Here is a 25,724-nt window from a genome sequence, read left to right as displayed (position 1 = left end):
AAGTTGATTTTGTTAAACTGAGATTTAGGCTTTTCCAATGGGCTTTTGAATAAACATGAAAATGACGCGCACAATAACAATATTGAGAACAGGCTTAATCAGTCTCTGTTTAACCGCAGGACTGATCAATTTCACACATGCTGCCAATGAGGTATTTTCAAAATCCAGTACAGATCAAAAACAATGGGTCGGTCAGCCTGCACCTGAGTTTCGATTACAGGATCAAAATGGAATCTGGCACGAATTAAAAGATTTTCGAGGCAAGTGGCTGGTTTTGTATTTTTACCCCAAAGATGACTCTCCTGGTTGTACCCAGGAAGCCAATCGCTTTAAAGCGCTTTCTTCGCAATTTACACAATCGAATGCCGTGGTCATGGGCGTAAGTCTGGATGATGTTGCCTCACATAAGAAATTTTCAGACAAATTAGGACTCACTTTTCCCATTTTGGCAGATAGTGATCATCAGTTAGCCGAAAAATTTGGCATTGTGCGAAATATGGGGATCATGAAAATCGCCAAAAGAGAAAGTTTTTTAATTGACCCCAAAGGTACTGTGGTCTATCACTACACCAGCGTCAACACTCAAACGCATGCTGATGAAGTGCTTAAAGATGTCAAACGTTTACAGCAAAAACCATAATGTCAAAATGAAAAACTCAGCCGAAGCTGAGTTTTTTAATCTTATATCTGTGATTGAATATAATTTTGTAAGCCCATCAATTCAATCAAACGTAACTGTTTTTCTAACCAGTAAGTATGATCTTCTTCAGTATCTGACATTTGTGAACGGAGCATATCACGGCTGACATAGTCCCCTTTTTCCTCACACAATTTCACGCCATCAGCCAATTTCTGACGAACATGATATTCAAGCGCCAAATCTGCTTTCAGGCAAGATACAACATCTTCACCAGTGACAATATCATCACGGTTCATGTTAGGCTTGCCTTCGAGGAATAACACACGGCGAATAATCGAATCCGCATGTGCAGCTTCTTCTTGCATTTCATGATCGATACGTTCATAAATTTTGCTTAAACCCCAATCCTCATACATACGTGAATGAATCAGGTATTGATCACGGGCAGCCAGTTCGCCACCGATCAACATATTTAAATAGTCTATGACTTCTGGATTGCCGCGCATTTGTAATTCTCCTCTCGAATATGAATATTATGGTCAAGTTTAAAAATGATTGCAAAGTAAAAATGATGTAAGTTTATGATTTTTATAAAATTAAAATGAGAAACATACGCATTTACAGTTTTAATTGGAAAATTTATTGTGAAAAAATAAATGTTTGCACGCTTTTAAGAGAAAAATTTCTTCAAAATTGCATTCGTTTCTTGTTTTTTTATTTTGTAACTAAAGACAATGCTTCTTATTTCATCTGTTTTCATGAAAATATATGTTGCACCTGATTGTATATTTCTGAAAATTTCGTTAAATAAAATAGAGCAAAAACCCTAATAGGCCGCAAAATGAATAAGAACACACCGATTTTAGTGACGGGTGCTACAGGCTATGTAGCTGGCTGGATTATTGAACGTTTACTCATGCAAGGTTATATCGTACATGCAACTGTGCGTGACCCATCTAAAAAAGAAAAACTACAGCATCTCACCGAAATTGCAAAAAAATCATCCGGTCAAATTTATTTTTTTAAAGCCGATTTATTGACACCCCATGCTTTTGACGAGGCCATGAAGGCTTGTGAAATTGTGATTCATACTGCATCTCCTTTTGTGATCAGCAACTATAAAGATGCGGTGAAAGATATTATTGAACCTGCGGTCAAAGGTACCATCAATGTCCTTGAAACAGCCAATCGAACAACAACAGTCAAACGTGTTGTGGTGACATCAAGTATTGCCGCAATCTGTGGAGATGCCATCGAAATTGAAGACACAGCTAACCATGAATTTGATGAAAGTCATTGGAATAACAGTAGTAGTGAGACACATCAACCTTATTCTTATTCCAAAGTCGCAGCAGAACGTAAAGCATGGGAAATGGCGGAGCAGCAGGATCGCTGGTCGCTAGTTTGTATCAATCCCGCTTTGGTCATGGGACCTTCTCTTACAACAGCTACACAATCTGGCAGTGTTGAGCTATTGGAAAAGTTTGGTGATGGAACACTTTTATTTGGTGCCCCTGAAATCTGGATGGGAATTGTTGATGTCCGTAATGTCGCAGATGCCCATGTTGCAGCTGCATTTTCTTCAACGGCAAATGGACGTTATATTATCTCAGGAGGAACTTTAAGCTTTCTCGAAATGGGAAAAATATTGACTCAGCGTTTCGGTTATCGTTATCCATTCCCGCACTTCACGGTTCCTAAAGCAGTTTTCTCTTTATTCGCACCACTGTTTGGTCAATCTCGTAAATTTGTACAGCGTAATGTGGGTTATCCAGTTTATTTCAGTTCAAAACGCAGTCAGGAAGAACTTGGTATCGAATATTTAGATATTCAGCAAAGTCTTTGTGAACATTTTCAGCAGTTGCTAGACGATGGTCTGATTAAAAAACGGGGATAATGCAAATGTGAATAGAGAGCACGCGATATCACCATCACGATAGATAAGACAATAGATACCCATCAGCCTGAACGTTCACCTTAATCCAGATGAACGCATCATGGCATAATGAATCACAGCATATTAATTGTCGTATTGTGCCAAAAACTCTAAAAACTCCTGTTCGTTCATGACACGAATATTGAGTTTTTCGGCTTTATCAAGCTTACTTCCTGCTTTTTCGCCAGCAACCACACATTTGGTTTTACTGGAAACACTACCACTGACACGCGCACCCAGAGCTTGTAAGCGCTGTGTCGCTTCATCACGGCCCATACTAGACAATGTACCGGTCACTACCCAACTTTCACCATTTAATGGCTGACGCGTTGGAGCAGTCGGTGCATCCCAATGAATACCAGCAGCCAATAAACGATCAAGTACTTCAATGTTATGCGGAGCCATAAAGAAATCAAAAATCCATTCGGCGGTAATTTCCCCCACATCAGGCGTTTTCTTCAAGGCTTCAATATCGGCATTTTTTAATGCATCAAAAGTTTGAAAAGTATTAGCCAGCATTCTCGCTGTGGTTTCCCCAACACCACGAATTCCAAGTGCGTAGATAAACCGCGCCAGCGTGGTTTTTTTACTGGCTTCAATCGCATCCATCAAGTTCTGAACGGACTTTTCTCCCATTTTTTCAATACTGAGCAAAGTCTCGCGATGTTCGTGCAAATGATAAATATCTGCGACATCTTTTAAGAGATTCAGATGCAATAGAGACTCAACCCAGCGGTCGCCCAAGCCTTCAATATCCATCGCCTTACGCGATACAAAATGTCGAATCGCTTCAATCCGTTGCGCAGCACAATACAAACCACCTGAACAACGTGCCAAAGCCTCACCTTCGGGCATTACCACGGGAGAGGCACAAACTGGACAATGGTCAGGCAATCCAACTACTTGTGCATCGGCAGGACGAAACTCTGGCCAAACTCGTTCAACTTTAGGAATCACATCGCCACTACGATACACACTGACCTGATCACCTACACGCACATCCAGACGATGAATTTCGCCAATATTATGCAAGGTCACATTGGATACCGTCACGCCGCCCACTAATACAGGCTGCAAACGCGCCACGGGGGTCAATGTTCCCGTTCGACCCACTTGCCAATCAATATTTTCAACCGTGGTTCGTGCAATTTCGGCAGGAAATTTATAAGCTGTCGCCCAACGTGGTTCACGACTTAAAAACCCAAGTTGCTGTTGTTGTTTCAGATCATCCACTTTGATGACCATACCATCAATTTCAACGGTCAGATTCGGACGTTCGTGTTGGATTTGCTCATAACGCTGCTGAACTTCTTCAATCGAGGAACATAAAAATTGGCGTTCAGCAATTTCAAAACCTAACTGGGTTAACCAATGCAAGCTTTCATGCATGCTTGCCAAACCATGATGTGGCTCACATTGCGCAATACCATAAGCATAAAAGGCCAAAGGACGAGATGCTGCAATATTTGGGTCAAGCTGTCTTAGGCTTCCCGCTGCGGCATTACGTGGATTGGCAAAAGTTTTTTCACCTTTGGCTTCATTGGCGGCATTTAAGCGCTCAAACCCCTGTTTGGGCATGAGTACTTCGCCTCGAACTTCCAGTAAGCGCGGGATTTCAACAGGATTATGACTTAGAAACTTCGGTAAATTACGAATGGTTTTAACATTTTGGCTGATGTCTTCGCCAGTTTCGCCATCCCCGCGAGTCACCCCTCGGATCAGAACGCCATTTTCATACCACAGTGAAATCGCAAGACCATCCAGTTTCAACTCAACATCATAATGAACCTGTTGATTGGGTAAGCGTTCCTCAATTCGACGGGCAAAAGCAAACAGTTCTTCCTGATTAAACACATTGCCTAAAGACAGCATCGGCACAGCATGGGTCACCGTTTCAAATTTGCTCAATGCCTGACCACCGACTTTATTGGTGGGGGTGTCGGGTTGTAATAGCTCAGGATATTGCTGCTCTAAAGCTTTTAACTGATGAAATAGCTGATCATATTCATTGTCACTAATACTCGGTTGATCCATTACATAATAAGCATGATTATGTTTTGCAATCAGTTGAATTAATTGACGCATTTGCGCAATGACATCGCTATTCTTCAGCATAAAAACTCACCATATAAAAGGGCGGAAAATCCGCCCAGAGTTGCAACGACTATGCGTTGCAATAAAAGCACTATAAAAGGGGTTCAATTGGAACCGTTAAGCAGTTTCCTGCGTTGAACGATAGTCAATCACATGATGACGACAATGTTCTTTCAGTTGTGGGGTAAATTCCAGATTATTTTCATCAAAGACTTTGCCGTCCACTTCCCGTGCGATTAATCCTGCAATACTGGTCATCATATCGAAGCCTTTTAAAGCATCCTGATGTGGCAATGCAAGGAAAAATGCCAACCCTTGTACCTGTTCGCTCGATAAAGTTTCAAGATCAAACCCAGCAGGCCCATTATCAGTCATACGTAATACTGAAAACATCAGTGGACTTGGTTCATCCGTTTTATCGTAACGATGAAAACATGCCATTTCACCAAAACGCAAACCGTATTTGAGCAATACTTTTAAGGTCTTATCACCTGACAATGCACGACGAGGGTTCGGATATACATTCAACGCCACAATTTCTTGCGCTGTGGCCAAAGCACTTTCATCATCGAAAAGCTGCTGTTCATGTAGATGCACATCCAGTAAGTTACTTTCACCATCAAACTCAGCAATCGTTGCTGCTTCTATTTCTGGATTAAGCTGAAATTCATCGATTTTTTTGGCATGTTGAACTTGCGCCTCATCAGCTTGCACAGCAATCTTAGCTGGATCAAGCTCTGCATCTGGTGCAGGAACAGCCTCAACAACATCGACTACAGTCACTTGCTGTTCTAGCGGTTGTTCAATCTTGAGGGAGGTCTCTTCCGTCTTAAAGTCAACAGATGTCATTTCTTTATCCAGCTTATCCTCACTCAGTTCAGGCGAAGTCAATGTTTTCGCCGCCTGATCTTCGAGAGTTTCTGGGATATCCTGCAAAGCTGGCTCTTTACGCTCTGATTCTTGAGCTGCTATTTCTACAGGTGTTTCAGCAGGCAATTGATCACGCACATGTCGTGGAATGATCGGCTGATTACTCTCAGGATCAATATGTAATGCACTTTCTAATGAGGGTTCGGTTGGAGCAGGTTTTCTAAGAACCATTCTTAAACCGACAATCATGATAATAATGGCGGCGACTATGCCCACAATAGTGGTAACTTCCATACTATGACTCCGTAACTAACCCATATTCTTTTGCTTGTTCCAAATTAACAGTAACCAGTTTTGAGGTACCAGGTTCAGGCATGGTTACCCCTAGTAAATCGGTCGCCATTGTCATTGCAAGTTTATTATGTGTAATGTAAATGAATTGCACCTGTTCAGAAAGCTCTTTTACCAAATTACAAAACCGTTGCACATTGGCATCGTCTAGCGGCGCATCAACTTCATCCAAGACACAAAAAGGTGCGGGATTCAGCCGAAAAATTGCAAACACCAAAGCCAGCGCCGTTAATGCTTTTTCACCACCTGACAATAACGCCAATGAACTGTTACGTTTTCCAGGTGGGCGTGCCATTAGTTTTACACCTGATTGCCAGTCATCTTCAAGACTTAAACTCGCTTCTCCCCCACTAAATACTTTAGGAAATAATTCTTGAAGCTCGGTATTGACCTGATCAAAAGTCGTCATAAATAACTTTCTGGTTTCCTGATCAATACTTTTCATGGCATCTTTGAGCTGCGATACCGTATTTTCCAAGTCTTGAATCTGGTGGCTAAGCTCTTCAAAACGTTGCGATACTTCTTGATATTCTTCAGATGCCGCCAGATTGACTGCACCCAATTTTTCAAATTGCCGTTGTGCTTTTTCCAGACTTTGTTGATGTTCTGTTAAGTGAAGTTTTAAGCCAAGAACAGGTTCACTACCCAAACTCTTGAGTTGTTCCTGAAAATGTTCCAGATCAGATTTCGCCGCTTGCCAACTCAACCGTTTGTGTTCCAGTTGCTCGCGCAGTTGTTCATCACGTTGTTGGGTTTGATGACGCTGCTCGGTCAAGTGCTGCTGCTTTTCCTGTACGCTATTTAGTTCAATCTGCCATTCAGTCCAACTTTTTTTAAGCTTTTCGGTCTGTTGGAATTGTTCAGAAAACTCGGACTCAAGTACAGGCAACTCCAACTGAATCGGATCGACAAATTTCTTTGCCTGTTCTATTTGCTCAATTATCTGGCGATATTGCGTTTTTAAAAAACTGAGATCTTTCTCAAGCAGTTCGATCTGCTGTTGCGTTTGTGCAACGCCTCGACGTGCATTTTCACGCTCTTGCTGCTGCTGTTGCAGTTGCTGCTGCTGATCATCCAGTTGTTCCGCTAAAGTTTCGAGCTGAAATTGTTGGGTTTTATATGCTGGCAAACTGGCTTCAAGCTTTAAATTTAAAGCGTATAAATCAATATCCAGATCATCACGCTGCATAGCATCATCTTCAAGCTGAACTTCCAGTTGTTTTAATTGTTCCTGTAGTTGTTGCTTTTGCAACACAAAAGCCTGCGCCGCACTTTGGTATTTGGTGATACTGAGTTCAAGTTGTTGCTGTCGCTGTTGCTGTTGTTTCGACTGATGTTTGTATTGTTGAATTTGCTCAAGCTGTATATTGAGTTGCTGTTGTTGCGCAGAATTTCTTAGTTCAAGTTGCTCAAGTTCTGGTTCCAAGCTTGCAAGAAGCTGTACAATTTCATCTAGTCGAATCCGATGACTCAACACCCCACTGCTTTGGCTGTCTTCATCATAATCCAGTGCAATCACCCAATCCGGCCCGACATGATAAGCATCCAACGTCACGATGCTCTGTCCAGATTCAAGCTGCGTCTGCAACGCTAAAGCCTGATTCAAATCATCTGCCAACCAGATATTTTGCCATAGCGATAACTGCGGGGTTTTAATCCAGTTCGAGAATGGCATTAATGTCAATTGGGATGATTTTTTAGAAAGCGCTGAGGCTTTAATTTGCCGTGCAAGTTGCGGTTCAAAAGTGGCATTCTGTTCAAGATAACGGGCATTCATCCATTGACTGAGTAATTTTTCAATCAGACTGGCATGCGCTTTGCCTGTTTCCGTTAACTGCAACACCGACATCAAACGTAGAGCATCCGATTGTTTCGGACTTTGTTTTGCCACCAATTGATTGAGATTTTTTTGTTCCGCCTGCAACACTTGTATTTGATTGTTGTGTTGCTGAATTTCACTCTTGAGTTGATTGTGCTGTTGTTGCTGCAACTGTAATTGCTGTTCGGCCTGTTCAATCTGCTGTTCAAGCATCACCATTTGTTGCGTCAACTCAAGCAATTGTTGTTCGAGATGTTGTAACTCATCATCTTGGACTTGCGCCGCGATTTGCAAGCTTTGAGTGTCCAGTGTGTGCTTCTGTTGTGTGAGGCGTTCTATACTTTTGCTCAGTTGCTCAAGTTGCAACGACATCTGGTTTTTCTGTTGTTGCTGCTTGTCCACTTGCTGCTGAATATGATTAAACTGCTCTTGCGCCTGTTGGTGTTGAGATTTTAAATCCTGATAATGATTTTCACTGTGTTGGCTATTGGCCTCAAAAGTATTTAAATGTTCTGTGTACTCATCCAATTGCGTCAATAAGTTTTCAAGCTGTAGCTCGCTCAGTTGTAGGCGTTCTTTGGTTTGGGATTTTTGTTGTTCTAGCTGCGTTAAAGTCGTACTGTTTTGTTGATACAAACTTTGTTTCTGCTCTAGCGTCATTTTCAATTCAGCCAGTTTTTTCTCAGCCTGTTGCCATTCATGTTGCAGCGGAGTCGATTGTTGAATCAGCTTTTGAAATAAGGCACTACTGGCTTCAAGATCGTGTTCAATGGTATTTAATTCAGAGCGAACCAGTTTAAACTCTTCTCCCAAAGCGGTCATTTGCAGCGTATATTCTTGCTGGAGCTGACTTGACTGCGCAGATTGAAACGACAATATTTCGATTTTTAACGTTCTAATTTGCTGTTCAAGCTGTTTGTAATGAACCGCTGCCTCAGACTGGCGTTTGAGTGTTTTGAGTTGTGATTTGAGTTCTAAGGCAATATCTTCTAAACGTGACAGATTTTGTTCGGTATGCTCTAAGTGCTGTAAAGTTTCACGACGACGTGCCTGATAACGTGAAACTCCTGCGGCTTCCTCGATAAACACCCGCATTTCTTCAGGTTTAGCATCGACCAAACGGTTAATCATGCCCTGCTCAATAATGGCATAAGAGCGTGGCCCTAAACCTGTTCCTAAAAAAATATCGGTAATATCACGGCGTCGGCAGCGTGTTCCATTTAAGAAATATTCAGATTTTCCATCACGATTGACCTGACGTCGTACCGCCAGTTCATTATAGGCATTATAAGCACCGCCCAATTTTCCATAGGTATTGTCAAAACGCAGCTCAACACTGGCCACACTGACGGGTTTACGTTTTGCAGTTCCAGTAAAAATCACGTCCTGCATGCTGCCGCCACGTAATTGACGGGCGCTAGATTCGCCCATCACCCAGCGAATCGCATCAATCACATTGGATTTGCCACAGCCATTCGGACCAACCACTGCGGTACGGTTGGCCTTAAATTGTAAAGTGGATGAGTCCGCAAATGACTTAAAGCCTGCAAGTTTTAAACTGCTTAAACGCATAATGTCCTGATCAAAAGTTTTTTTTATTTGCCCAAGATATTTCAATCATCTGATTTCAATATTTTGGACACAGTCGAATCTCGATAACAGGCTATTTTAAAATGAATGCGGTTGAATAGGGATTTTTTTTAGGCTGAAGTTGAACAATTTTATCCAGAAATAGGACGATAAGCTAAAATATCGTCAAATTTTTAGATCATTTAAGATTGGCATTCTATTTGTGTAACCGATCTAGTCATATTAACGACGAGAACGACGCGCCCAAGCCAACTCAATTTGTTTCATTCGAGTCAGTGAATCCAGTACCAAATTGCGTAAATGACGACAAAAATCTTCCATGAATAATGTTGCCTGATGTGATTTTCGGATCAAAATTGCATCTGCGACCAATTTAAACAATGCCAAAGATTCCTGTAATTCACGACGTGACGTATTTAACGTCAAAAAGTAACTACGACGTAATGAAGGCAATAACTCCTTATAAAATTTCATCAAATAAGGATTTGCCACCATATCATGCTGCACCGCCAGATATTGAAAAATACCATCATAAAATTTTTCAGTGTCGCCTGCCTTGACCTGCTCAGCCAAATGCTCCATAAGCTGTTGCAGTTGTTCAGCCTCATGTACACGCCACGTTTCACTAATCCGTTGCACAATATGACCCAACACCAACACATTGGTATCGAACAAAGCTTTGACTTGTTGAGAAGACATTTCCGAAACAATCGCGCCGCGACGTGGATAGATATGAATCAAGTGAGTACGTTCCAGTAGCAATAATGCTTCACGAACAGACCCTCGACTCACGTCCAATTCTTTGGCAATACGCAATTCTTGAATGCGCTCACCTTCAACCAGTTCACCCGTAATAATCTGATCGCTAATATGTTTTGCAATTTGCTCCGACAGGCTCTCTGTCTCTTCAAGTTTCATGAATCACCTGTTTCTGATTTTTACGTTGGCGTTCCGCTGCCATTTATTGTGATTGTTTTAACTGATTCTATGGATTGCTGACTATGTCATTGTCTAACAATTTTATTGCATTTTGAGCCAATTCGATATTCAGATCATCGGAAATATCATGCGATTTACCAATTCCTCAGCCACTAAATTCATCATTTAAAATCATCATTTAAAGCTGGATTTTAGTGACTTGGAATGGATGATCTTGGGTGCTTTTTATTGAATGAATCCCTGATAAATAAAATAAGTTCCAACGACGGTGAGTAAGCAAGCAAAACATTTTTTCAGCATGGCAGGTGACAACATATGCGCGACTTTTGCACCCAGTTTTGCGGTGATAAAACTCATAATACTAATGCCTAAAAATGCATAAATATGGATATAACCAATGGCATTGGGAATATGAATATGCTGCTTTATACCAAACCACATAAAGCCGACTGCACCCGCAACCGCAATCGGTAAACCACATGCAGCAGAGGTGGCGACTGCTTTTTGCATGACCACGCCATTACGATTTAAGTAAGGTACAGTCAGACTTCCACCTCCAATCCCAAAAATCGCCGAGGCAATCCCAATGCCGCCACCTGCAAGCATTTGCATCGGCGCTGAAGGCAAGTGTCGTGTTTCATCCACGATCACGTGGGCACCTTTAAACATTCGATACGCCACCCAAATCGCAAAAATTCCAATGATGATTTGCAGATTTTGTCCAGACAAAAGATCGGCAATGCCCGCTCCTAAAAAAGAACCAATCATCAGACCCGGTGCCAGATTGCGAAATACCTGCCATAACACCGCACCGCGTTTATGATGAGCCATCACCGAACTGATTGAGGTCACAATAATGGTCGCCAGAGAAGTTCCTAGCGCCATATGCATAATGACCGCGGGATCATAATGAAGCTGGGTAAATACAATATAAAGAATCGGGACAATAATTAATCCACCGCCCACACCAAACAAGCCCGCAGCAAATCCAGCGATTGCACCAATGGCTAAATATATGATTAACTCCATACCTGATTTTCCAACTTTATAAAACTGAACATGGATGCAGAAACTCGTCAACTACGACAACGCTTAAGCGATGCTGGACAAGTGCCTGACATTGTTATTTTGAAACAAACGACCACATCGACCAATGACGATGTCCGTGAATTGGCTCAAAAAAATATTTCGTCCATTTTGATCTGTAGCGAAACCCAGACGCAAGGGCGTGGGCAACATCAACGAGTATGGATTTCCCCAAAAGGCAATATTTATCTCAGCACACTCATCAACTCACAGACACCTTTAGACGGTCGTTTAGCGCTTGAAGTTGCATTGAATATTTTGCAAATGCCAAAGCTACAGGGTCTAAATCTGCAAGTCAAATGGCCGAATGATTTATATAGCCAACAAGGCAAATGGGGCGGAATTTTAGTTGAACCATTATCAACACATCAGGCCATCGTTGGAGTGGGTATCAATTTGTTTACCCCTGAATCACAAGATCCATTACAACCCATCAGCTCACTCACTGATTTTGGTCTAAACGATCTTGATCGTATGGAAGTCATTGCACAGCTTTATCTGGCCATTCAGCAAGCCGCGCAATGGTTTGAGCATGGCTGTTACAATCTTGCAGAACGGTTCAATCATCATGCCGCATTTATGCAGGAATTGGTTCATTTTGAACATCATCAAGGACAAGTGACAGGTCATTTTGAGGGCATTAATCAGGAAGGCGCTGTTCTTATTTCAACGGATGGACAACAACAGGCATTCTATCAGGGTCGGATGCGTCGCATTGCAGTTCAGGATAACCAAATATGAAACAACTTTGGTTAGATGTAGGAAATACTCGCCTTAAATACTGGATTACGGATTCAGATCAGATCATTGAACATGCTGCCGAATTACATTTACAGTCCCCTGCCGATTTATTACTCGGTTTAATTCAACATTTTAAAACCCAAAAATTGCAGCAAGTAGGAATATCTTCGGTACAAGATCAAGTCAATAATCTGCGTATTCAGACCATTCTGAGTCAATTGGGTATTCCCGTGATCTTTGCACGGGTGCATGAGGAATACGCAGGCTTACGCTGTGGTTATGATCATCCAGAACAACTGGGGATTGATCGCTGGTTACAGGTTTTGGCACTGGCAGAACCCGATCAACATTTTTGTATTATTGGTTGTGGAACCGCTTTAACGATTGATTTGAATAAAGGTTTGCAACATTTGGGCGGTTATATTCTGCCAAATTTATATTTGCAACGTGACGCCCTCATTCAAAATACCAAAGGTATTAAAATCCCTGACTCAGCATTTGATAATCTTGAACCAGGTACAAATACGGTGGATGCAGTACATCATGGTATTTTATTGGGGCTATTAAGTGCTATTGAACATATTTTAAAACAATCACCAAGACAATTGGTACTGACTGGCGGTGATGCCCCTCTGTTTGCCAAGTTTTTGCACAAATATCAGCCTCGTGTTGAGGAAGACTTGTTGCTCAAAGGCTTACAACGTTATGTCGCTTATGATTCGCTGAGCAAAGGACGTAATACATCCCAAAGTTGAGGAAAGGCTGTATAACCATCTTCCTGCATAAAATGTCCTGCCTGTTTGATTTCTAATAGTTGTGCATTCAGGCGTTGTCCCAAACGAATGCTCAAAGGCGGCGGGACAAAAGGATCATTACTCGATAAAAAAACATAACGGCGTAGAATCTTTTGGCGTAGTAATTTATCGTCCAATCGTTGTGACTCGATAAAAGTATCGAGCTCAGGGATTGCTTTGAGTTTTTCAGTAAAGCCTGAGACAAAGATGCCTGCTGCGATTGATGAATGTTGAAGGGATTTACTCAAAAAATTTAAACTCGATAGACAGCCTAAACTATGTGCCACAATAATGGTATTTTCATCAAGTACGCTACACTGTGCATTTAAACATTCCTGCCAAACTTCTGGATCGGGATGTGCCGAATCGGCTAAAAAAATCCGTTCGGCTGTAGCGCCTGCTTGCTGGATATGTTGTTCGAGCCAAATAAACCAGTGATCTTCAGGCACGGCTCGATAACCGTGAATAATATAAACATTTTTCATTTTTATTGTTCCCCAATACCCAATATTTTTTATTTAATTGATTCAGTTTAAAGGACACATCACCTGAAAAAAGTAGTGATTTTGTTGTGATAAAAAAAGGCGCATCAAGCGCCTTTAGTGGTATGGAAAGAATCCATTATTTTTTATCGTCATTGCCGCCGAACAATGGTCCCATACCACCGCCGCCGCCAAATTGTTTCTGCATACCACCTAATGAACGTAACATTTTGCTCATGCCTGATGGATTGGCAAATTTCTTCATCATTTTGGCCATTTGGCTGTGCTGTTTCAGCAGTTTATTAATCTCGGAAACATCCATACCACAACCTGCCGCAATACGTTTTTTACGGCTTGGGTTAATAATATCTGGATGCTTACGTTCTTTGGGTGTCATTGACTGAATAATGGCTTCCATTTTCTTGACTTGCTTTTCAGGATTAGCCTGCTCAATCGCCTGCTGAATACCTGAATTACTCATGCCTGGAAGTTTATCCAGAAAGCCCATCATGCCGCCCATTTTTTTCATTTGCTCAAATTGCATTAACATGTCTTCCAAATTGAAAGACCCGCCTTTTTGCAATTTTTTCGCCATTTTCTCGGCTTTTTCTTTGTCGATTTTGCGTTCGACTTCTTCGACTAGTGAAAGCACATCGCCCATGCCGAGAATACGCTGCGCGACACGTTCTGGATGGAATGGCTCAAGTGCATCGAGCTTTTCACCCATACCCAAGAACTTGATCGGCTTACCCGTAATCGCACGAACTGAAAGTGCTGCACCACCACGCGCATCACCATCGGTTTTGGTCAGAATGACGCCCGTCAAAGGCAAAGCATCATTAAAGGCTTTGGCGGTATTTGCCGCATCCTGACCTGTCATGGCATCGACCACGAACAGGGTTTCAGTTGGCTTGACCGCTGCATGTAATTCTTTGATTTCGCCCATCATGTCTTCATCGACATGTAAACGACCTGCGGTATCGACAATCAATACATCAGCAAATTTAATCTTTGCCTGCTCAATTGCACGATTGACAATATCAATCGGCTTTTCTGAAGCATCGGATGGAATAAAATCAGCACCGACTTCAGCGGATACCGTTTGTAACTGTTTAATTGCTGCTGGACGATAGACGTCCGCAGAAACAGTCATGACTTTTTTCTTTTGACGTTCTTTTAAGAATCGCGCCAGTTTTGCCGCAGTGGTGGTTTTACCCGCACCCTGCAAACCTGCCAGAAGTACAACCACAGGAGGTTTGGCAGATAGATCAAGGCTTTCATTGGCCTCACCCATCATTTTGGTCAATTCGTCATAAACGATTTTGACAAAAGCCTGACCTGGGGAAAGCTGAGTCATGACTTCCTGACCCAATGCCTGTTCCTTAACTTTCGCGATAAATTCACGAGTTACAGGTAACGCAACATCAGCTTCAAGAAGCGCCATACGCACTTCGCGTAAAGTATCTTTAATATTGTCTTCGGTCAGCTGCCCTGAGCCAGTAACATTTCTTAAACTCTGCGTGAGTCGTTCTGTTAAGGTATCAAACATTGCAAAATCCGCTAAAAATGGCCAGTTGCAAAAAAATCTTTCTCAAAATAGAAAATTTATGCATAGATGCTATAGGATACTGTAGTTCGCCGCGAATTTATATCTTATGTAGATGAATTTTAGGGTCTGATGATATTCATTTATAATTAACACTGAATGATCGAATGAAGCTCCAACTCCCGAATAAAGGTTTGACATGATTAGTCTTCCATTGGTTTACACCATTTTGGCACTCATCGCATATACCACCGCATTTTGGTATTTGTTTATGAGTCTGATGTCAAAACGTGAACCAAATCATTGGTTTCTAGGCTTGATATTGGCTTTAGGTCTCATCTTGCATGCAGGTGTGCTGTCTCAGGATATGCTCACACCAATGGGAATTAATTATGATGTGTTTAATCTGATGTCGTTTACATCAGGTTTGATGTTGGTCTTAAGTCTGATTTTTAGTACTTTTCGTCCCACGCTTGCACTTAATTTGATCGGGATTCCTGTCGCAGCGATGGGTTTGATTCTTGGATTTGTCTTTAGCCAACCCAATCAATTTATGGAGCAGCATTCGCTCGGGCTAGATTTACATATTATTTTATCTTTATCGGCTTATGCAGTTTTGCTGATGGCCACCATTCACTCTATTTTGATGTGGTTTCAAAATCAGGAACTGAAAAAGAAACAAAAAAGCCGTTTCTGGGTCAATTTATTGCCTTCTTTTCAGGCGATGGAATCCTTATTATTTGATTTACTACGAACTGGCTTTGTATTACTTACCGTTGCGTTATTGTTTGGCTTCTTTACCATTGATGACTTTTTCGGACAACATCTGGCGCATAAAACCGCGTTTAGTATCATTTCATGGTTTATTTACGGCGCGCTGTTGTTGGGTCATGCCAAATTTGGCTGGCGTGGAGAAAAGGCCATTCGTTTTACCTTAATCGGATTTATCCTGTTAGCGATTGGATTTATTGGCAGTAAATTTGTACTGGAAATGATTTTGCATCGTTAATTTTTAAATTTGCAGCGCAGACTAGACAGCGTTATACAGATGCCGTATAAACGCTGTTTTTATTTTCAGGTAATGTTGACGTGAAGCTAGTTCTTGCACCAATGGAAGGATTAACCGATCCAATTATGCGAGATGTGCTGACGCATACAGGCAGTTTTGACTGGTGCGTAACTGAATTTATTCGCGTCACAGAAAGCATTTTACCCGATCATGTCTATTATAATTATTGTCCTGAACTGCTCACCGATGGCAAAACGGCCGCAGGTACACCTGTCCATGTGCAATTTTTAGGAAATCATCCTGAAATGCTGGCGGCCAATGCAGCCAAAGTCGTAGAGCTAGGCGCACCTGCGATCGACCTAAATTTTGGCTGTCCTGCCAAAACCGTGAATCGGCATCGGGGTGGTTCGATTTTATTAGATGAACCCGATGTGGTGCACCTACTGGTCAAAGCCGTTCGGGATGCCGTCCCTGCACATATTCCTGTTTCTGCCAAAATGCGTCTGGGTTATCTGGATGAACACCATACGCTAGACAATGCCCATGCGATTGAAGATGCAGGTGCCAGTTGGCTTACCGTTCATGCCCGTACCAAAGCTGATGGTTATACCCCACCTGCTTATTGGGAAAAAATTCAGCCGATTCAAGATGCTTTAAACATCAATGTGATTGCCAATGGTGAGATTTGGAATAATGCCGATGCCAAAGCTTGCCGGCAGCAATCAGCCTGTCAGGATTTGATGATTGGACGTGGTGCAGTAACAACACCAGATTTAACCTTATGTATTCGCCAAAATAGAGATGAAGCATTGCTTTCTTGGCAAGATTTAGTCGAATTACAACTGCGTTTTGTCAACGGTGCATTTAAGACTGAAATTGGCATGGTCGGACGTTATAAGCAATGGCTTGGCATGATGAGCAAAGCTTATCCTGAAGCCAAAGCGCTCTGGAATGAGATCAAACGGCTGAAAACGCTAGACGAGATTGTGGGAAAATTACAATCTCATACATAATCTCTCAAGTGTTTGATAAGGCTAACTATCTAAATCCATCTTAATGTGGCTGAGGTTTAGTTTCACGATCGGCCAGATAGCATTTTGAGAAAATCAATCTTAAGGCATAGACGATCGCCATCAGAAAAACCCCTAAACCAATATGCGGGGAAATGGCAGGAATACAAAAAATGATCAGCGCGGTAATCGGATATAACCAGCGTCTAACGCCTGATAAATAAGGTAATTCATTTAACAGCCAAAGACTGGTGGTATAACCGAGTAAAGTCGCAGCCACGATATATTGCATAAATTGAGCGCTAACTTCTGCACGACCTAAGGCCACATCTACCGCGGCGGCCAATGCTGCACCCACTGCCGCAACACTGATAAAAATAAAATAATGACCATAACCCCATAAAAATGCATGTTTGCTACTTTTGAGTAAATGATGCGCATCTCGATCAAAATATGCCCACCACATGGTGAACATCATCATCAAACCACCAACCATTAACAACATGATGTCGGTATGAACAATATGTGTGGCTAAATCATCTTGAATAGCTTTATAGCAAGCCACAACAGATTCACCCAATACAATAATCGTCAATAATGAATAACGCTCTGCAATATGATGGGGATGCCACGAGGTTGGATTGCCCCATTCTGCGAAGATTGGCACAGCTAACTCAAGCACCAGCAACAATATAAACAGCTCAAGGGTAAAATTGATGGGCGAAAAATGAAAAAGTAGCCATCCCATTTGCACAAAGATAATGCCAAATGCATAACGCAGTGCCACCGTGCGATGCGCAGGATCATGCTTCGCTGCCCGAAACCATTGACTGACCAAAGCCAAACGCATAATGACATAACCAATAATAATAATATCAAAATCCTGATGATGAAAAACATCAGGAATACCTGCCGCCATGATTAATGAGCCTGTAATCTGTACAAAGGTCATCAGCCGATAAAACACATCATCATTGTCATAAGCAGAAGCGAACCAAGTAAAATTCATCCATGCCCACCACAGAGCGAAAAAAACCATAAAGTAATATGGCAATGCGCTTCCTAGATGATTTTCAATGATCGCATGATGTAACTGCTGACCCGCCTCAGCAATGGCAACGACAAAAATCAGATCAAATAACAGCTCAAGAGGCGTCGCGACTCGATGATTTTCTTTGGGATCACGTGCAGCCACAGGACGCAGTGCTAAATGTTTTGAAGTTTTCAATAAGCCCATGGTTTAGATTTCTTTCTATTTTTTGTGATATCAGCCATTATTCTAAGCCAAATGGCACAGAAGGTTTAGCTCATTCAGCTTACGCAAGCCAACAAATGTGATTTCGATATTACGGTTCTGCAAAAATATACAGCGGTTGTTGTTTCTCACAGTCAAAAGGCATTGACATATGTTCATGTACCACTTTCCATTTGCCTGATTCTTTGTAAAATCCAACAGTAGTACGACACCATGGTATATCTTCTGCCGAGGTCTGAGCATCGCCCAATACTTTAGAATAACAATGCAAAAACACCACTTGATCAGCGGCATAAATGGTTAATTTTCGTCGATGCACCTGAATATTGTCGCCAAAGTAGGGAAAACAATGTTGCCATAAGTTGCGATATGCATTCTTATCGTCTATTTGTAATGCAACATCAAAGACACACACATTTTCAGCATAATCTTGTGTCATTTCATCCAGATCATACTGATTTAAAGCCTGATCCCATATTTGAGTTAAGGCTAAAACCTCAACAGCACTTTGTTGATGACCAATAATTTCGATTTCCACTTGCAGACCTTTTATTGTTGTTATGACTCAATCAGCTTGGCAAAAAAGCAGAGTCTGCGCTAGCTTGAATTTGTGCAATTCAGGTAAATAATCTGGTTGCATACTGATCTTTGTATGCGTAATCAATAAAAAAACCACTGCAAGAGTGGTTTTAGTTTTGGATATGCCAAATAGCTTATGAATCAGCTATAGTCAAATCTTTGATGGTCGTACTCGAACCATTGGTTTTAACTGACTCAATGCCTTTGTCTCGTGATTGTTCTGAGGCATAAAACTGGCTTGTTCCAATAATCTGGTGATTTGCAGCTTTCAGATTAAAATACGGCTTTTCATTTTTTGCCGTTAATTTTTCATAGCAAGCCTCATCAGGACTATTATTTTGTACCGAAGCAATACCATTTTCGGCAGAGGCTTTAGCCTTATACAGCTCACTGGTTAAAATCACTTCGCCATTGCCTGCCTTCAATACAAAACGATATTGACCGTCTTTTGCCTTGCTCAACTCATACCATCCAGCCATGATCCACCTCTTGTTGTGTTTTGTTCTAAACGTTGTTTTTAAACCCTATTTATGCAATATAAATGATTTCAGACTTGGAATCAGCTTATTTTTTATACTTTTTTATAGCTTAATCATGCCAATTTATAAAAAGCCATAGCTTGATTAAAACTTTCGAAATATCACCTCTCCAGTAAAATTTAGACAGTCCTGAACACGTACTCTTTGAATAGGACTAAGTTCATCTAATGCAAAAAAAGTATATTCTGAATGTTCATGGCTTAACTGAATCTCGGTGTGATCAGGCAACTGACAACGAAAAATACTGACGTGAGCATTAATATCGGTATGTAGATAAATTCCTGACAAATATTCAACCTGAACGATTGTCCCTAGCTCTTCTTCACATTCACGTTGCAAGCCCTGCAATATGGTTTCTTCTGGATCAATCCCGCCACCTGGTAGTCCCCAAGAAAAGTTTGCATAAGTCGCTTTGAGCAACAGAACTTTGTCATCACTATTGGTAATCACTGCATGTGCGCCAACCCGATAATGATCAGAAAACGCCATTCTAAGTTCCTTGTTCTCACGTCAAATCTAAAAATCAAAAAAAGGGAGGTTCCTCCCTTTTTATCGTGATTATGCTTTTTTGACAAATTCGGATTTGAGTTTCATTTGACCAAACCCATCAATTTTACAGTCGATGTTATGTCCATCACTGGCATCTGGCACCAGACGAATTGTTTTAACTTTAGTGCCGACTTTAATCACAGAAGACGAACCTTTCACTTTCAAGTCTTTAATCACAGTGACGCTATCGCCATCTGTTAAAACAGTTCCATGCGCATCTTTAATCAGTTGCTCGGCATCAGCCTGACTCACTTCCCATTCTTTCCATTCATTGGCACATTCAGGACAAATCAGTAAATCGCCATCTTGATAGGTATATTCTGATTGGCATTTAGGACAATTTGGCAAAGACATAAAAAACCCTAAAAGCTTTATTATGACTGGATTTCAATCAAATATCAAAAACCTTAACACTCGTATGGATTTATTTTTTAAAAATTATCTACAAGTCACTCTTTTTATCAGGATATATCCATTTCTCAATCACTTAAAATGAATATATCCAGTTCAGCTAGGCAGTTTTAACTTTCTAAGTGTTCGTCATCTTCATATTCATATAAATAGCTCATACAGCCCCAACCATCGTACTCACCATTAAAATCCTGCGCGATGCGGCTAAACCATTCTTCCAAATCCTGTATATCTTCATATTCAGGAATCATGGTCACATGAATATTTAAAACCCAAAGGTCTGAACCATCTGTGTGTTGATCTTCTTGAAAAAATGAAACTTTTTGTTCCTGATGCAGTAAATGCAAGGCGCATTTTTCAAGCTGTTCCTGAGTTTTAAATACGATTGTAAATTCAAACTCATGTGGCTCAGTCAGGTCATTGCCATCTTCAATCATTTGCCAAAGTACATTGCCATTATCATCATCTGGAAAAAGTTCGTAGTTACGGCTCATTGTCGTTATCCGTTGTTATGATTTTGATACTTAAATAGCTTAACCCAGTTTTATGTCAGTTTGGAGTTAATTTATGCGCATTTTTTTGTTTGAATTGAAAGTACTGTTCAATCTTCAAGATCAAAATGGCACCTCAGTTTCAAGATGAACGTCAACACCAGTAAAAGGTTGGGTAAATGTTAAAGCATGCGCATGTAACGCCATTCTCGCTAAAGAAAATGCAAATGGATCAGGATGATATAACTTATCTCCCATAATCGGATGCCCAAGATGTTGCATATGCACCCGCAGTTGATGCGACCGTCCCGTTACTGGTTCCAATAAAACACGACTATAGGGATGTTCAGGGTGATCATCCAATAATTGATATAACGTTTTGGCTTGCTTGCCTTGTTCAAAATCTACTTTTTGCTTGGGGCGATTGGGCCAGTCCGTGATAAGAGGAACCTCGACACAACCTGAATCAGCAATTTTCCCCTGTACCAATGCCACATAATGTTTTTTAATTTTTCGCGTCTGAAAGATTTTACCCATTGCGATTTCAGCTTGGCGATGCTTGGCAAATAACAACAAACCAGAAGTTGCCATATCTAAACGATGCGTCACTTTAGCATGTGGATACTGCTTTAAAACACGTAAATAGGCGCTGTCCTGATGTTGGGGTAAGCGCCCCATCACTGACAATAAACCCGCAGGTTTATCGATAACAATCAAATCTGCATCTTCATACACCGTCTCTAAAGGATCAAGCGGCGGTTGATAAATGAAATGTGCTGAAGACATACAAATCGCAGTAATGAAAATTTCGCGCAAGATAACAATGCTTCCACAACCTGTCAATCTTGCTGACTTCATAAACAAAACAAATAAAAAAGCCGCCCTCAAGCAGCTTGTATATAACAAATCAAATCATTGTTATTGTAATTGAGACTTCTGCTGGCGCATTGCAAAAGCGGTTTCAATATCCCCGATCTTTTTCATGGCAGCAGCTTCACCTGAATAAATTGTGTTTTCACGTTCTTTCACATCAAAAATATGCGCTTTTTCATGCAACTCAGGCTGGATCACGATATCTGCATGTTTGAGCTCTTCGGTTGCCAAGCGATTTTGCATGATATTAATATTTTGGTTAAATAACCCCCAAATATTGGTGGTCGGCGTATAAGCAGGCTGCGCCAAGATATCGACCGCAATGACAATATCTGCCCCTAATTGACGTGCAACATCGACAGGTACGGGGCTGACCAAACCACCATCAACATATTCTTTGTGATCGATTTCAGTCGGCACAAACATACTCGGAATCGAAATCGAAGCCCGTACTGCCTGCCCCGTATTCCCATAATTAAAAACTGTTTTTTTGCCATTTTTTAATTCTGTTGCAACCACATACATTGGGATTTTTAGTTTTTCCAATGGCGTATCATCGACTTGCTGATTAACAAAATCTTCTACTTTTTGACCATCAAAAAAACCTTTACGATCAAAGGTAATTTCTCGAACATCGCCCACTTTCATGTTCAGGGCAATCTGTTTCAATTGCTGGGCATTTTTACCACTGGCATAAATCGCCCCGACAATACTTCCAGCACTGGTTCCCACAATAAAATCCGGTCGAATCCCATGTTGCTCCAAGACTTCTATCACCCCAATATGTGCATAACCTCGCGCGCCACCACTGCCTAAAACCAATGCAACTTTAGGATGTTGCTTCTGCTCAGTTTGTAGAGGAGGCATAAATAAAGCCGATTCCTGAGCATGAGGCAAAGAAGATACGCTGGAAGTCGTGGTTTGTGAGGACGTCGGCAATTGCTGACAGCCGCCCAATACCAGCCCTCCACCCAAAATCAAAGCTTTGAGATAGTTCATTTCGCACTAAGACCAAAATTTTTCAGCATAGATTTTATGCCGATCTTTTTTAAAATGCTGTATCAAATTATTTAAAACGTCATACTTCTCTGTTAATCATGAGATATTTTATTTTTTAATCGATGCTTCGATTCGATTTTTCTCAGCATTTATTTCTCATCTCTGATAAATAATTTTCTACTAATTCAAAGACTGTTAAAAACAAAAACCGCCAGTCTGAATTAAACCAAACTGACGGTGAATTGAAACCAATATGGATTACCAAATATCAGAATCTACTCGTTTTTTCATCTCAGGATATTGATCAATTTTAAACTCTGGATCTTTTTTACCACCTCTAAGTTGCGCGGTATAATCCTTTAACAAGGTTCGCGCATACGGCGTAAGTAATAAGATTGCAGTCAAGTTAATGGTTGCCATGATTCCCATGAACAGATCAGCCATGGACCATACTAAGGGCACACCGCTAATCGCACCAAAGTAGACCATGATCAACACCAATATCCGAAATGCAAACATCACTTTAGGACTGTTATTGATAAACTGCATATTACCTTCTGCATAGGCATAGTTGCCCAGCACGGCAGAATAACAGAACAAAAATAATAAAACCGCAAGGAAGTCTCCGCCCCATCCGCCTAGCTCCATCTCCAAGGCTCGTTGTGTCATTTCAACACCCATGACACTTGTATCATGATACACCCCAGAAATCAGGATAATCATTGCGGTAGAAGTACATACGATAAAAGTATCAACAAAGACCCCTAACATTTGTACAAGTCCCTGATCAACGGGATGTTTTACATCGGAGGCAGCAGCAGCATTGGGTGCTGAACCCATCCCTGCTTCGTTTGAAAATAGACCACGTTTGATGCCCTGCATCATCGCCATCGAAATCATACCGCCAAAAAAACCACCCGCTGCGGCATTAAACTGAAATGCTTCAGTGAAGATTAATTTGAATACTTCAGGGACAACTTCATAATTACTAAAGGCAATATAAAATGCCGCCGCCAAATAAAGACCAGCTTTAATGGGAACAAACATTTCAGCAAACTTTGCAATTCGCTTAATACCACCAAAAATTGCAATGGCCACCAATACCACTAAAACCAATCCAACCCACGAAACGACAAGATCTAGTCCACCTAGACTCAAGGTCTGATTGGCTTTGTCCCATCCCCATGAATGAGATGTGGCATTGGTAATGGCATTGATCTGGACAGAATTAAAAACAAAACCATAGGTAAAAATCAGTGAAATAGCAAAGACGATCCCAAAAGGCTTACTCTTTAATCCCTGAGTAATATAGTATGCAGGCCCACCACGGAATTGCTTGGTTTCACTGTCACGTACTTTAAATAATTGCGCTAGACTGGATTCAATAAAGGCAGAACTCATGCCTAACAGAGCTGTAACCCACATCCAAAATACAGCGCCTGGCCCGCCAATTGCGATGGCAATGGCTACGCCCGCAATATTTCCTACCCCAACCCGACTTGCCAAGCCTGTTACAAATGCCTGAAATGGCGTGATTCCATGTGTATCTTCACCTTCTTTTCGGCTTCCTTTCATTACCCTGACACTTTGCCAAAACATACGAATTTGCACCGCTTTCGTCGCAATGGTGTAAAACGTACCCGCAGCAAGTAAAAAAATAACGAGGAAATCCCATAAAGGATCATTAAAGAAACTCACCCAAGCCATCAGGGTTGCTGTTAATTGTTCATTCATACTCGAAGCACTTATTGTTGTCATATTGCTATGACATCTATCCTAAATAATACTTAACAAATAAAAAAGCCTCTAAGCATAGAGACTTTGTTGTTAAAAATTTGCAAATTAAACAAATCTTAAATCAATTTTAAGTTTTACACAAAAAACTTAAGAATTACTTGAATGACAGTCGCATTAATCAAATCGACAAAAAAGGCACCACACAAAGGCACAATTAAAAAGGCTTTATGCGATGGACCATACATATTGGTAATGGCTTGCATGTTGGCAACGGCTGTTGGTGTTGCACCCATACCAAAACCACAATGACCCGCAGCAAGTACTGCTGCATCATAATTTTTACCCATCACTCTAAAGGTCACAAACGCTGCATATAAAGCCATGGTGAGTGTTTGCGCGGCAAGGATAATCACCAGTGGACCAGCCAAATCTGCCAATTGCCACAACTTTAAAGATAACAATGCCATCGCCAGATAAAGCGATAACGATGAGTTTCCAAACACATCAATGGCGCGGTCAAAAATATCGACTCGAAATGCACTTTCCAATACATTTCTGAGGATCACACCACCGCCTAATGCCCAAACAAAGGTCGGTAACTCAAACCATGTCCCTTTGCTATAACCTGTCATAAACTCAGCAAAAGCTAAACAGGCAGCAAACATCCCTAAAGTAGTAATGGCGTTATCTGCGGTAATTAGACGAACCTGATGCGGATTTTCAAATGGTGCTAAATCTTCTGGGTGCGCATCTAAATGGGTATCACGATCCTTGATTTCAGCATCTGTTTTGGCATAAGAAAGCTGATAACGGTTAATTAATAGCTTTGCTAATGGCCCACCAATGACCCCACCAATAATCAGTCCAAATGTAGCACTTGCCATACCGAGTGCTAAAGCTCCTTGAATCCCATGCTGCGTTTCTAAAATTTCTCCCCACGCACCTGCCGTACCATGTCCGCCAGTTAACGTGATCGAACCTGCGATTAGACCAATTAAGGGATCCAACCCAAGTAATTTTGCCAGACTCATGCCTACAACATCTTGCACGATAATAAAAGAAGCCACACAGATCAAAAATATAATGAGACCAATCCCGCCCTCTTTAAGCTTGGCAAAATGCGCACTTAAACCAATAGAGGCAAAGAAGATCAACATAAAACTGGTTTGCAACTCGCTACTAAAGATAATGCTATATCCCCAGATGGAGTGAACAATTAAAGAAATAATAGCAGCAACCAAACCACCAGCCACAGGTTCAGGAATATTGTAGCGTTTTAAAAAATCAATATGGTTAACCAAAAACCGCCCTAATAACAGCACAATCACTGCTGCAATAAGCGTATAAAATGCATTGAACGTAAATTCCATATTTTTCCCAGTTC

General features: G+C 41.2%; 24 protein-coding genes. 6 read left to right on the top strand and 18 right to left on the bottom strand.

The window, feature by feature from the left end; translation table 11 throughout:
* The first annotated feature begins 55 nt into the window (after positions 1-55).
* Positions 56-640: a peroxiredoxin gene (locus tag I6L31_RS13600; RefSeq protein WP_005002754.1), complete on the top strand. Its 585-nt coding sequence runs from the start codon at positions 56-58 to the stop codon at positions 638-640.
* A 41-nt stretch (positions 641-681) separates the two neighbouring features.
* Here the strand turns inward: I6L31_RS13600 and ftn are convergent, their stop codons facing one another.
* A complete protein-coding gene (gene ftn, locus I6L31_RS13595) occupies positions 682-1,146 on the bottom strand; it encodes a heteropolymeric bacterioferritin subunit Ftn (RefSeq protein ID WP_005002752.1) in 465 nt (154 codons plus the stop codon).
* Positions 1,147-1,481: 335 nt separating this feature from the next.
* On the opposite strand from ftn, the gene I6L31_RS13590 reads away from it, so the two are divergent.
* Positions 1,482-2,537, top strand: coding sequence for an SDR family oxidoreductase (locus tag I6L31_RS13590; RefSeq protein WP_005002750.1), 1,056 nt, complete (start codon positions 1,482-1,484; stop codon positions 2,535-2,537).
* Between the two features lie 123 nt (positions 2,538-2,660).
* Here the strand turns inward: I6L31_RS13590 and ligA are convergent, their stop codons facing one another.
* The 5 genes from ligA to I6L31_RS13565 all read right to left on the bottom strand — a co-directional run bounded on the left by ligA (position 2,661) and on the right by I6L31_RS13565 (position 11,268).
* Positions 2,661-4,691 carry an NAD-dependent DNA ligase LigA gene (ligA, locus tag I6L31_RS13585; RefSeq protein WP_005002749.1) on the bottom strand — a complete coding sequence of 677 codons (2,031 nt, stop codon included), beginning with the start codon at positions 4,689-4,691 and terminating at the stop codon, positions 2,661-2,663.
* Between the two features lie 96 nt (positions 4,692-4,787).
* A complete protein-coding gene (locus tag I6L31_RS13580) occupies positions 4,788-5,834 on the bottom strand; it encodes a cell division protein ZipA C-terminal FtsZ-binding domain-containing protein (RefSeq protein WP_005002748.1) in 1,047 nt (348 codons plus the stop codon).
* Between the two features lies 1 nt (position 5,835).
* On the bottom strand, positions 5,836-9,282 hold the full coding sequence (smc, locus tag I6L31_RS13575) for a chromosome segregation protein SMC (protein ID WP_005002747.1): 3,447 nt from the start codon (positions 9,280-9,282) through the stop codon (positions 5,836-5,838).
* A 240-nt stretch (positions 9,283-9,522) separates the two neighbouring features.
* Positions 9,523-10,218: a GntR family transcriptional regulator gene (locus tag I6L31_RS13570; protein ID WP_004991137.1), complete on the bottom strand. Its 696-nt coding sequence runs from the start codon at positions 10,216-10,218 to the stop codon at positions 9,523-9,525.
* A 246-nt stretch (positions 10,219-10,464) separates the two neighbouring features.
* Positions 10,465-11,268 carry a sulfite exporter TauE/SafE family protein gene (locus I6L31_RS13565; protein WP_004991140.1) on the bottom strand — a complete coding sequence of 268 codons (804 nt, stop codon included), beginning with the start codon at positions 11,266-11,268 and terminating at the stop codon, positions 10,465-10,467.
* 30 nt (positions 11,269-11,298) lie between these two features.
* Between I6L31_RS13565 and I6L31_RS13560 the strand changes: the two genes are divergently transcribed.
* Complete coding sequence (locus I6L31_RS13560) at positions 11,299-12,066, top strand: biotin--[acetyl-CoA-carboxylase] ligase (RefSeq protein WP_004991143.1); 768 nt, start codon at positions 11,299-11,301, stop codon at positions 12,064-12,066.
* Complete coding sequence (locus I6L31_RS13555; protein WP_004991144.1) at positions 12,063-12,821, top strand: pantothenate kinase; 759 nt, start codon at positions 12,063-12,065, stop codon at positions 12,819-12,821. Before I6L31_RS13560 ends, I6L31_RS13555 begins: the two co-directional genes overlap by 4 nt.
* On the opposite strand, the gene I6L31_RS13550 is transcribed toward I6L31_RS13555, so the two are convergent.
* Together I6L31_RS13550 and ffh are read right to left on the bottom strand one after the other, a co-directional pair.
* Complete coding sequence (locus tag I6L31_RS13550; protein WP_004991145.1) at positions 12,779-13,345, bottom strand: RBBP9/YdeN family alpha/beta hydrolase; 567 nt, start codon at positions 13,343-13,345, stop codon at positions 12,779-12,781. The genes I6L31_RS13555 and I6L31_RS13550 overlap by 43 nt on opposite strands.
* A 136-nt stretch (positions 13,346-13,481) precedes the next feature.
* Positions 13,482-14,891 carry a signal recognition particle protein gene (gene ffh / locus I6L31_RS13545; RefSeq protein ID WP_004991146.1) on the bottom strand — a complete coding sequence of 470 codons (1,410 nt, stop codon included), beginning with the start codon at positions 14,889-14,891 and terminating at the stop codon, positions 13,482-13,484.
* 196 nt (positions 14,892-15,087) lie between these two features.
* On the opposite strand from ffh, the gene I6L31_RS13540 reads away from it, so the two are divergent.
* Both I6L31_RS13540 and I6L31_RS13535 read left to right on the top strand, forming a co-directional pair.
* On the top strand, positions 15,088-15,897 hold the full coding sequence (locus tag I6L31_RS13540) for a cytochrome C assembly family protein (RefSeq protein ID WP_004991147.1): 810 nt from the start codon (positions 15,088-15,090) through the stop codon (positions 15,895-15,897).
* 80 nt (positions 15,898-15,977) lie between these two features.
* Positions 15,978-16,910, top strand: coding sequence for a tRNA dihydrouridine synthase (locus tag I6L31_RS13535; protein WP_005002744.1), 933 nt, complete (start codon positions 15,978-15,980; stop codon positions 16,908-16,910).
* Between the two features lie 40 nt (positions 16,911-16,950).
* Here I6L31_RS13535 and I6L31_RS13530 read toward each other — a convergent pair whose 3' ends face one another.
* From I6L31_RS13530 to gltS, 10 genes are all read right to left on the bottom strand, one after another.
* Positions 16,951-18,144, bottom strand: a complete 1,194-nt coding sequence (locus I6L31_RS13530; RefSeq protein ID WP_004991149.1) for a low temperature requirement protein A — start codon at positions 18,142-18,144, stop codon at positions 16,951-16,953.
* A 109-nt stretch (positions 18,145-18,253) separates the two neighbouring features.
* On the bottom strand, positions 18,254-18,700 hold the full coding sequence (locus tag I6L31_RS13525; protein ID WP_004991152.1) for a YybH family protein: 447 nt from the start codon (positions 18,698-18,700) through the stop codon (positions 18,254-18,256).
* 175 nt (positions 18,701-18,875) lie between these two features.
* Positions 18,876-19,220, bottom strand: coding sequence for a YegP family protein (locus I6L31_RS13520; protein WP_004991154.1), 345 nt, complete (start codon positions 19,218-19,220; stop codon positions 18,876-18,878).
* 144 nt (positions 19,221-19,364) lie between these two features.
* The gene (locus I6L31_RS13515; protein ID WP_005002741.1) at positions 19,365-19,769 is read right to left on the bottom strand and encodes an NUDIX hydrolase; all 405 of its coding nucleotides are present in this window, start codon (positions 19,767-19,769) and stop codon (positions 19,365-19,367) included.
* 69 nt (positions 19,770-19,838) lie between these two features.
* Positions 19,839-20,183, bottom strand: a complete 345-nt coding sequence (locus tag I6L31_RS13510) for a zinc ribbon domain-containing protein YjdM (RefSeq protein ID WP_004991158.1) — start codon at positions 20,181-20,183, stop codon at positions 19,839-19,841.
* Between the two features lie 167 nt (positions 20,184-20,350).
* Positions 20,351-20,734: a ribonuclease E inhibitor RraB gene (locus tag I6L31_RS13505; RefSeq protein ID WP_004991166.1), complete on the bottom strand. Its 384-nt coding sequence runs from the start codon at positions 20,732-20,734 to the stop codon at positions 20,351-20,353.
* A 120-nt stretch (positions 20,735-20,854) separates the two neighbouring features.
* Positions 20,855-21,517 carry a pseudouridine synthase gene (locus tag I6L31_RS13500; protein WP_035245760.1) on the bottom strand — a complete coding sequence of 221 codons (663 nt, stop codon included), beginning with the start codon at positions 21,515-21,517 and terminating at the stop codon, positions 20,855-20,857.
* A 132-nt stretch (positions 21,518-21,649) separates the two neighbouring features.
* Positions 21,650-22,603 carry a patatin-like phospholipase family protein gene (locus I6L31_RS13495; RefSeq protein ID WP_004991170.1) on the bottom strand — a complete coding sequence of 318 codons (954 nt, stop codon included), beginning with the start codon at positions 22,601-22,603 and terminating at the stop codon, positions 21,650-21,652.
* Positions 22,604-22,861: 258 nt separating this feature from the next.
* Positions 22,862-24,337 (bottom strand): alanine/glycine:cation symporter family protein, encoded by a 1,476-nt coding sequence (locus I6L31_RS13490; RefSeq protein WP_010588851.1) that lies wholly within the window; start codon positions 24,335-24,337, stop codon positions 22,862-22,864.
* 137 nt (positions 24,338-24,474) lie between these two features.
* Positions 24,475-25,710, bottom strand: a complete 1,236-nt coding sequence (gene gltS / locus I6L31_RS13485) for a sodium/glutamate symporter (protein WP_004991174.1) — start codon at positions 25,708-25,710, stop codon at positions 24,475-24,477.
* Between the last annotated feature and the right edge of the window lie 14 nt (positions 25,711-25,724).

It is taken from the genome of Acinetobacter septicus, from assembly GCF_019355975.1.
Classification (GTDB): domain Bacteria; phylum Pseudomonadota; class Gammaproteobacteria; order Pseudomonadales; family Moraxellaceae; genus Acinetobacter; species Acinetobacter ursingii.
This window is presented reverse-complemented; position numbering and strand designations above follow the sequence as displayed.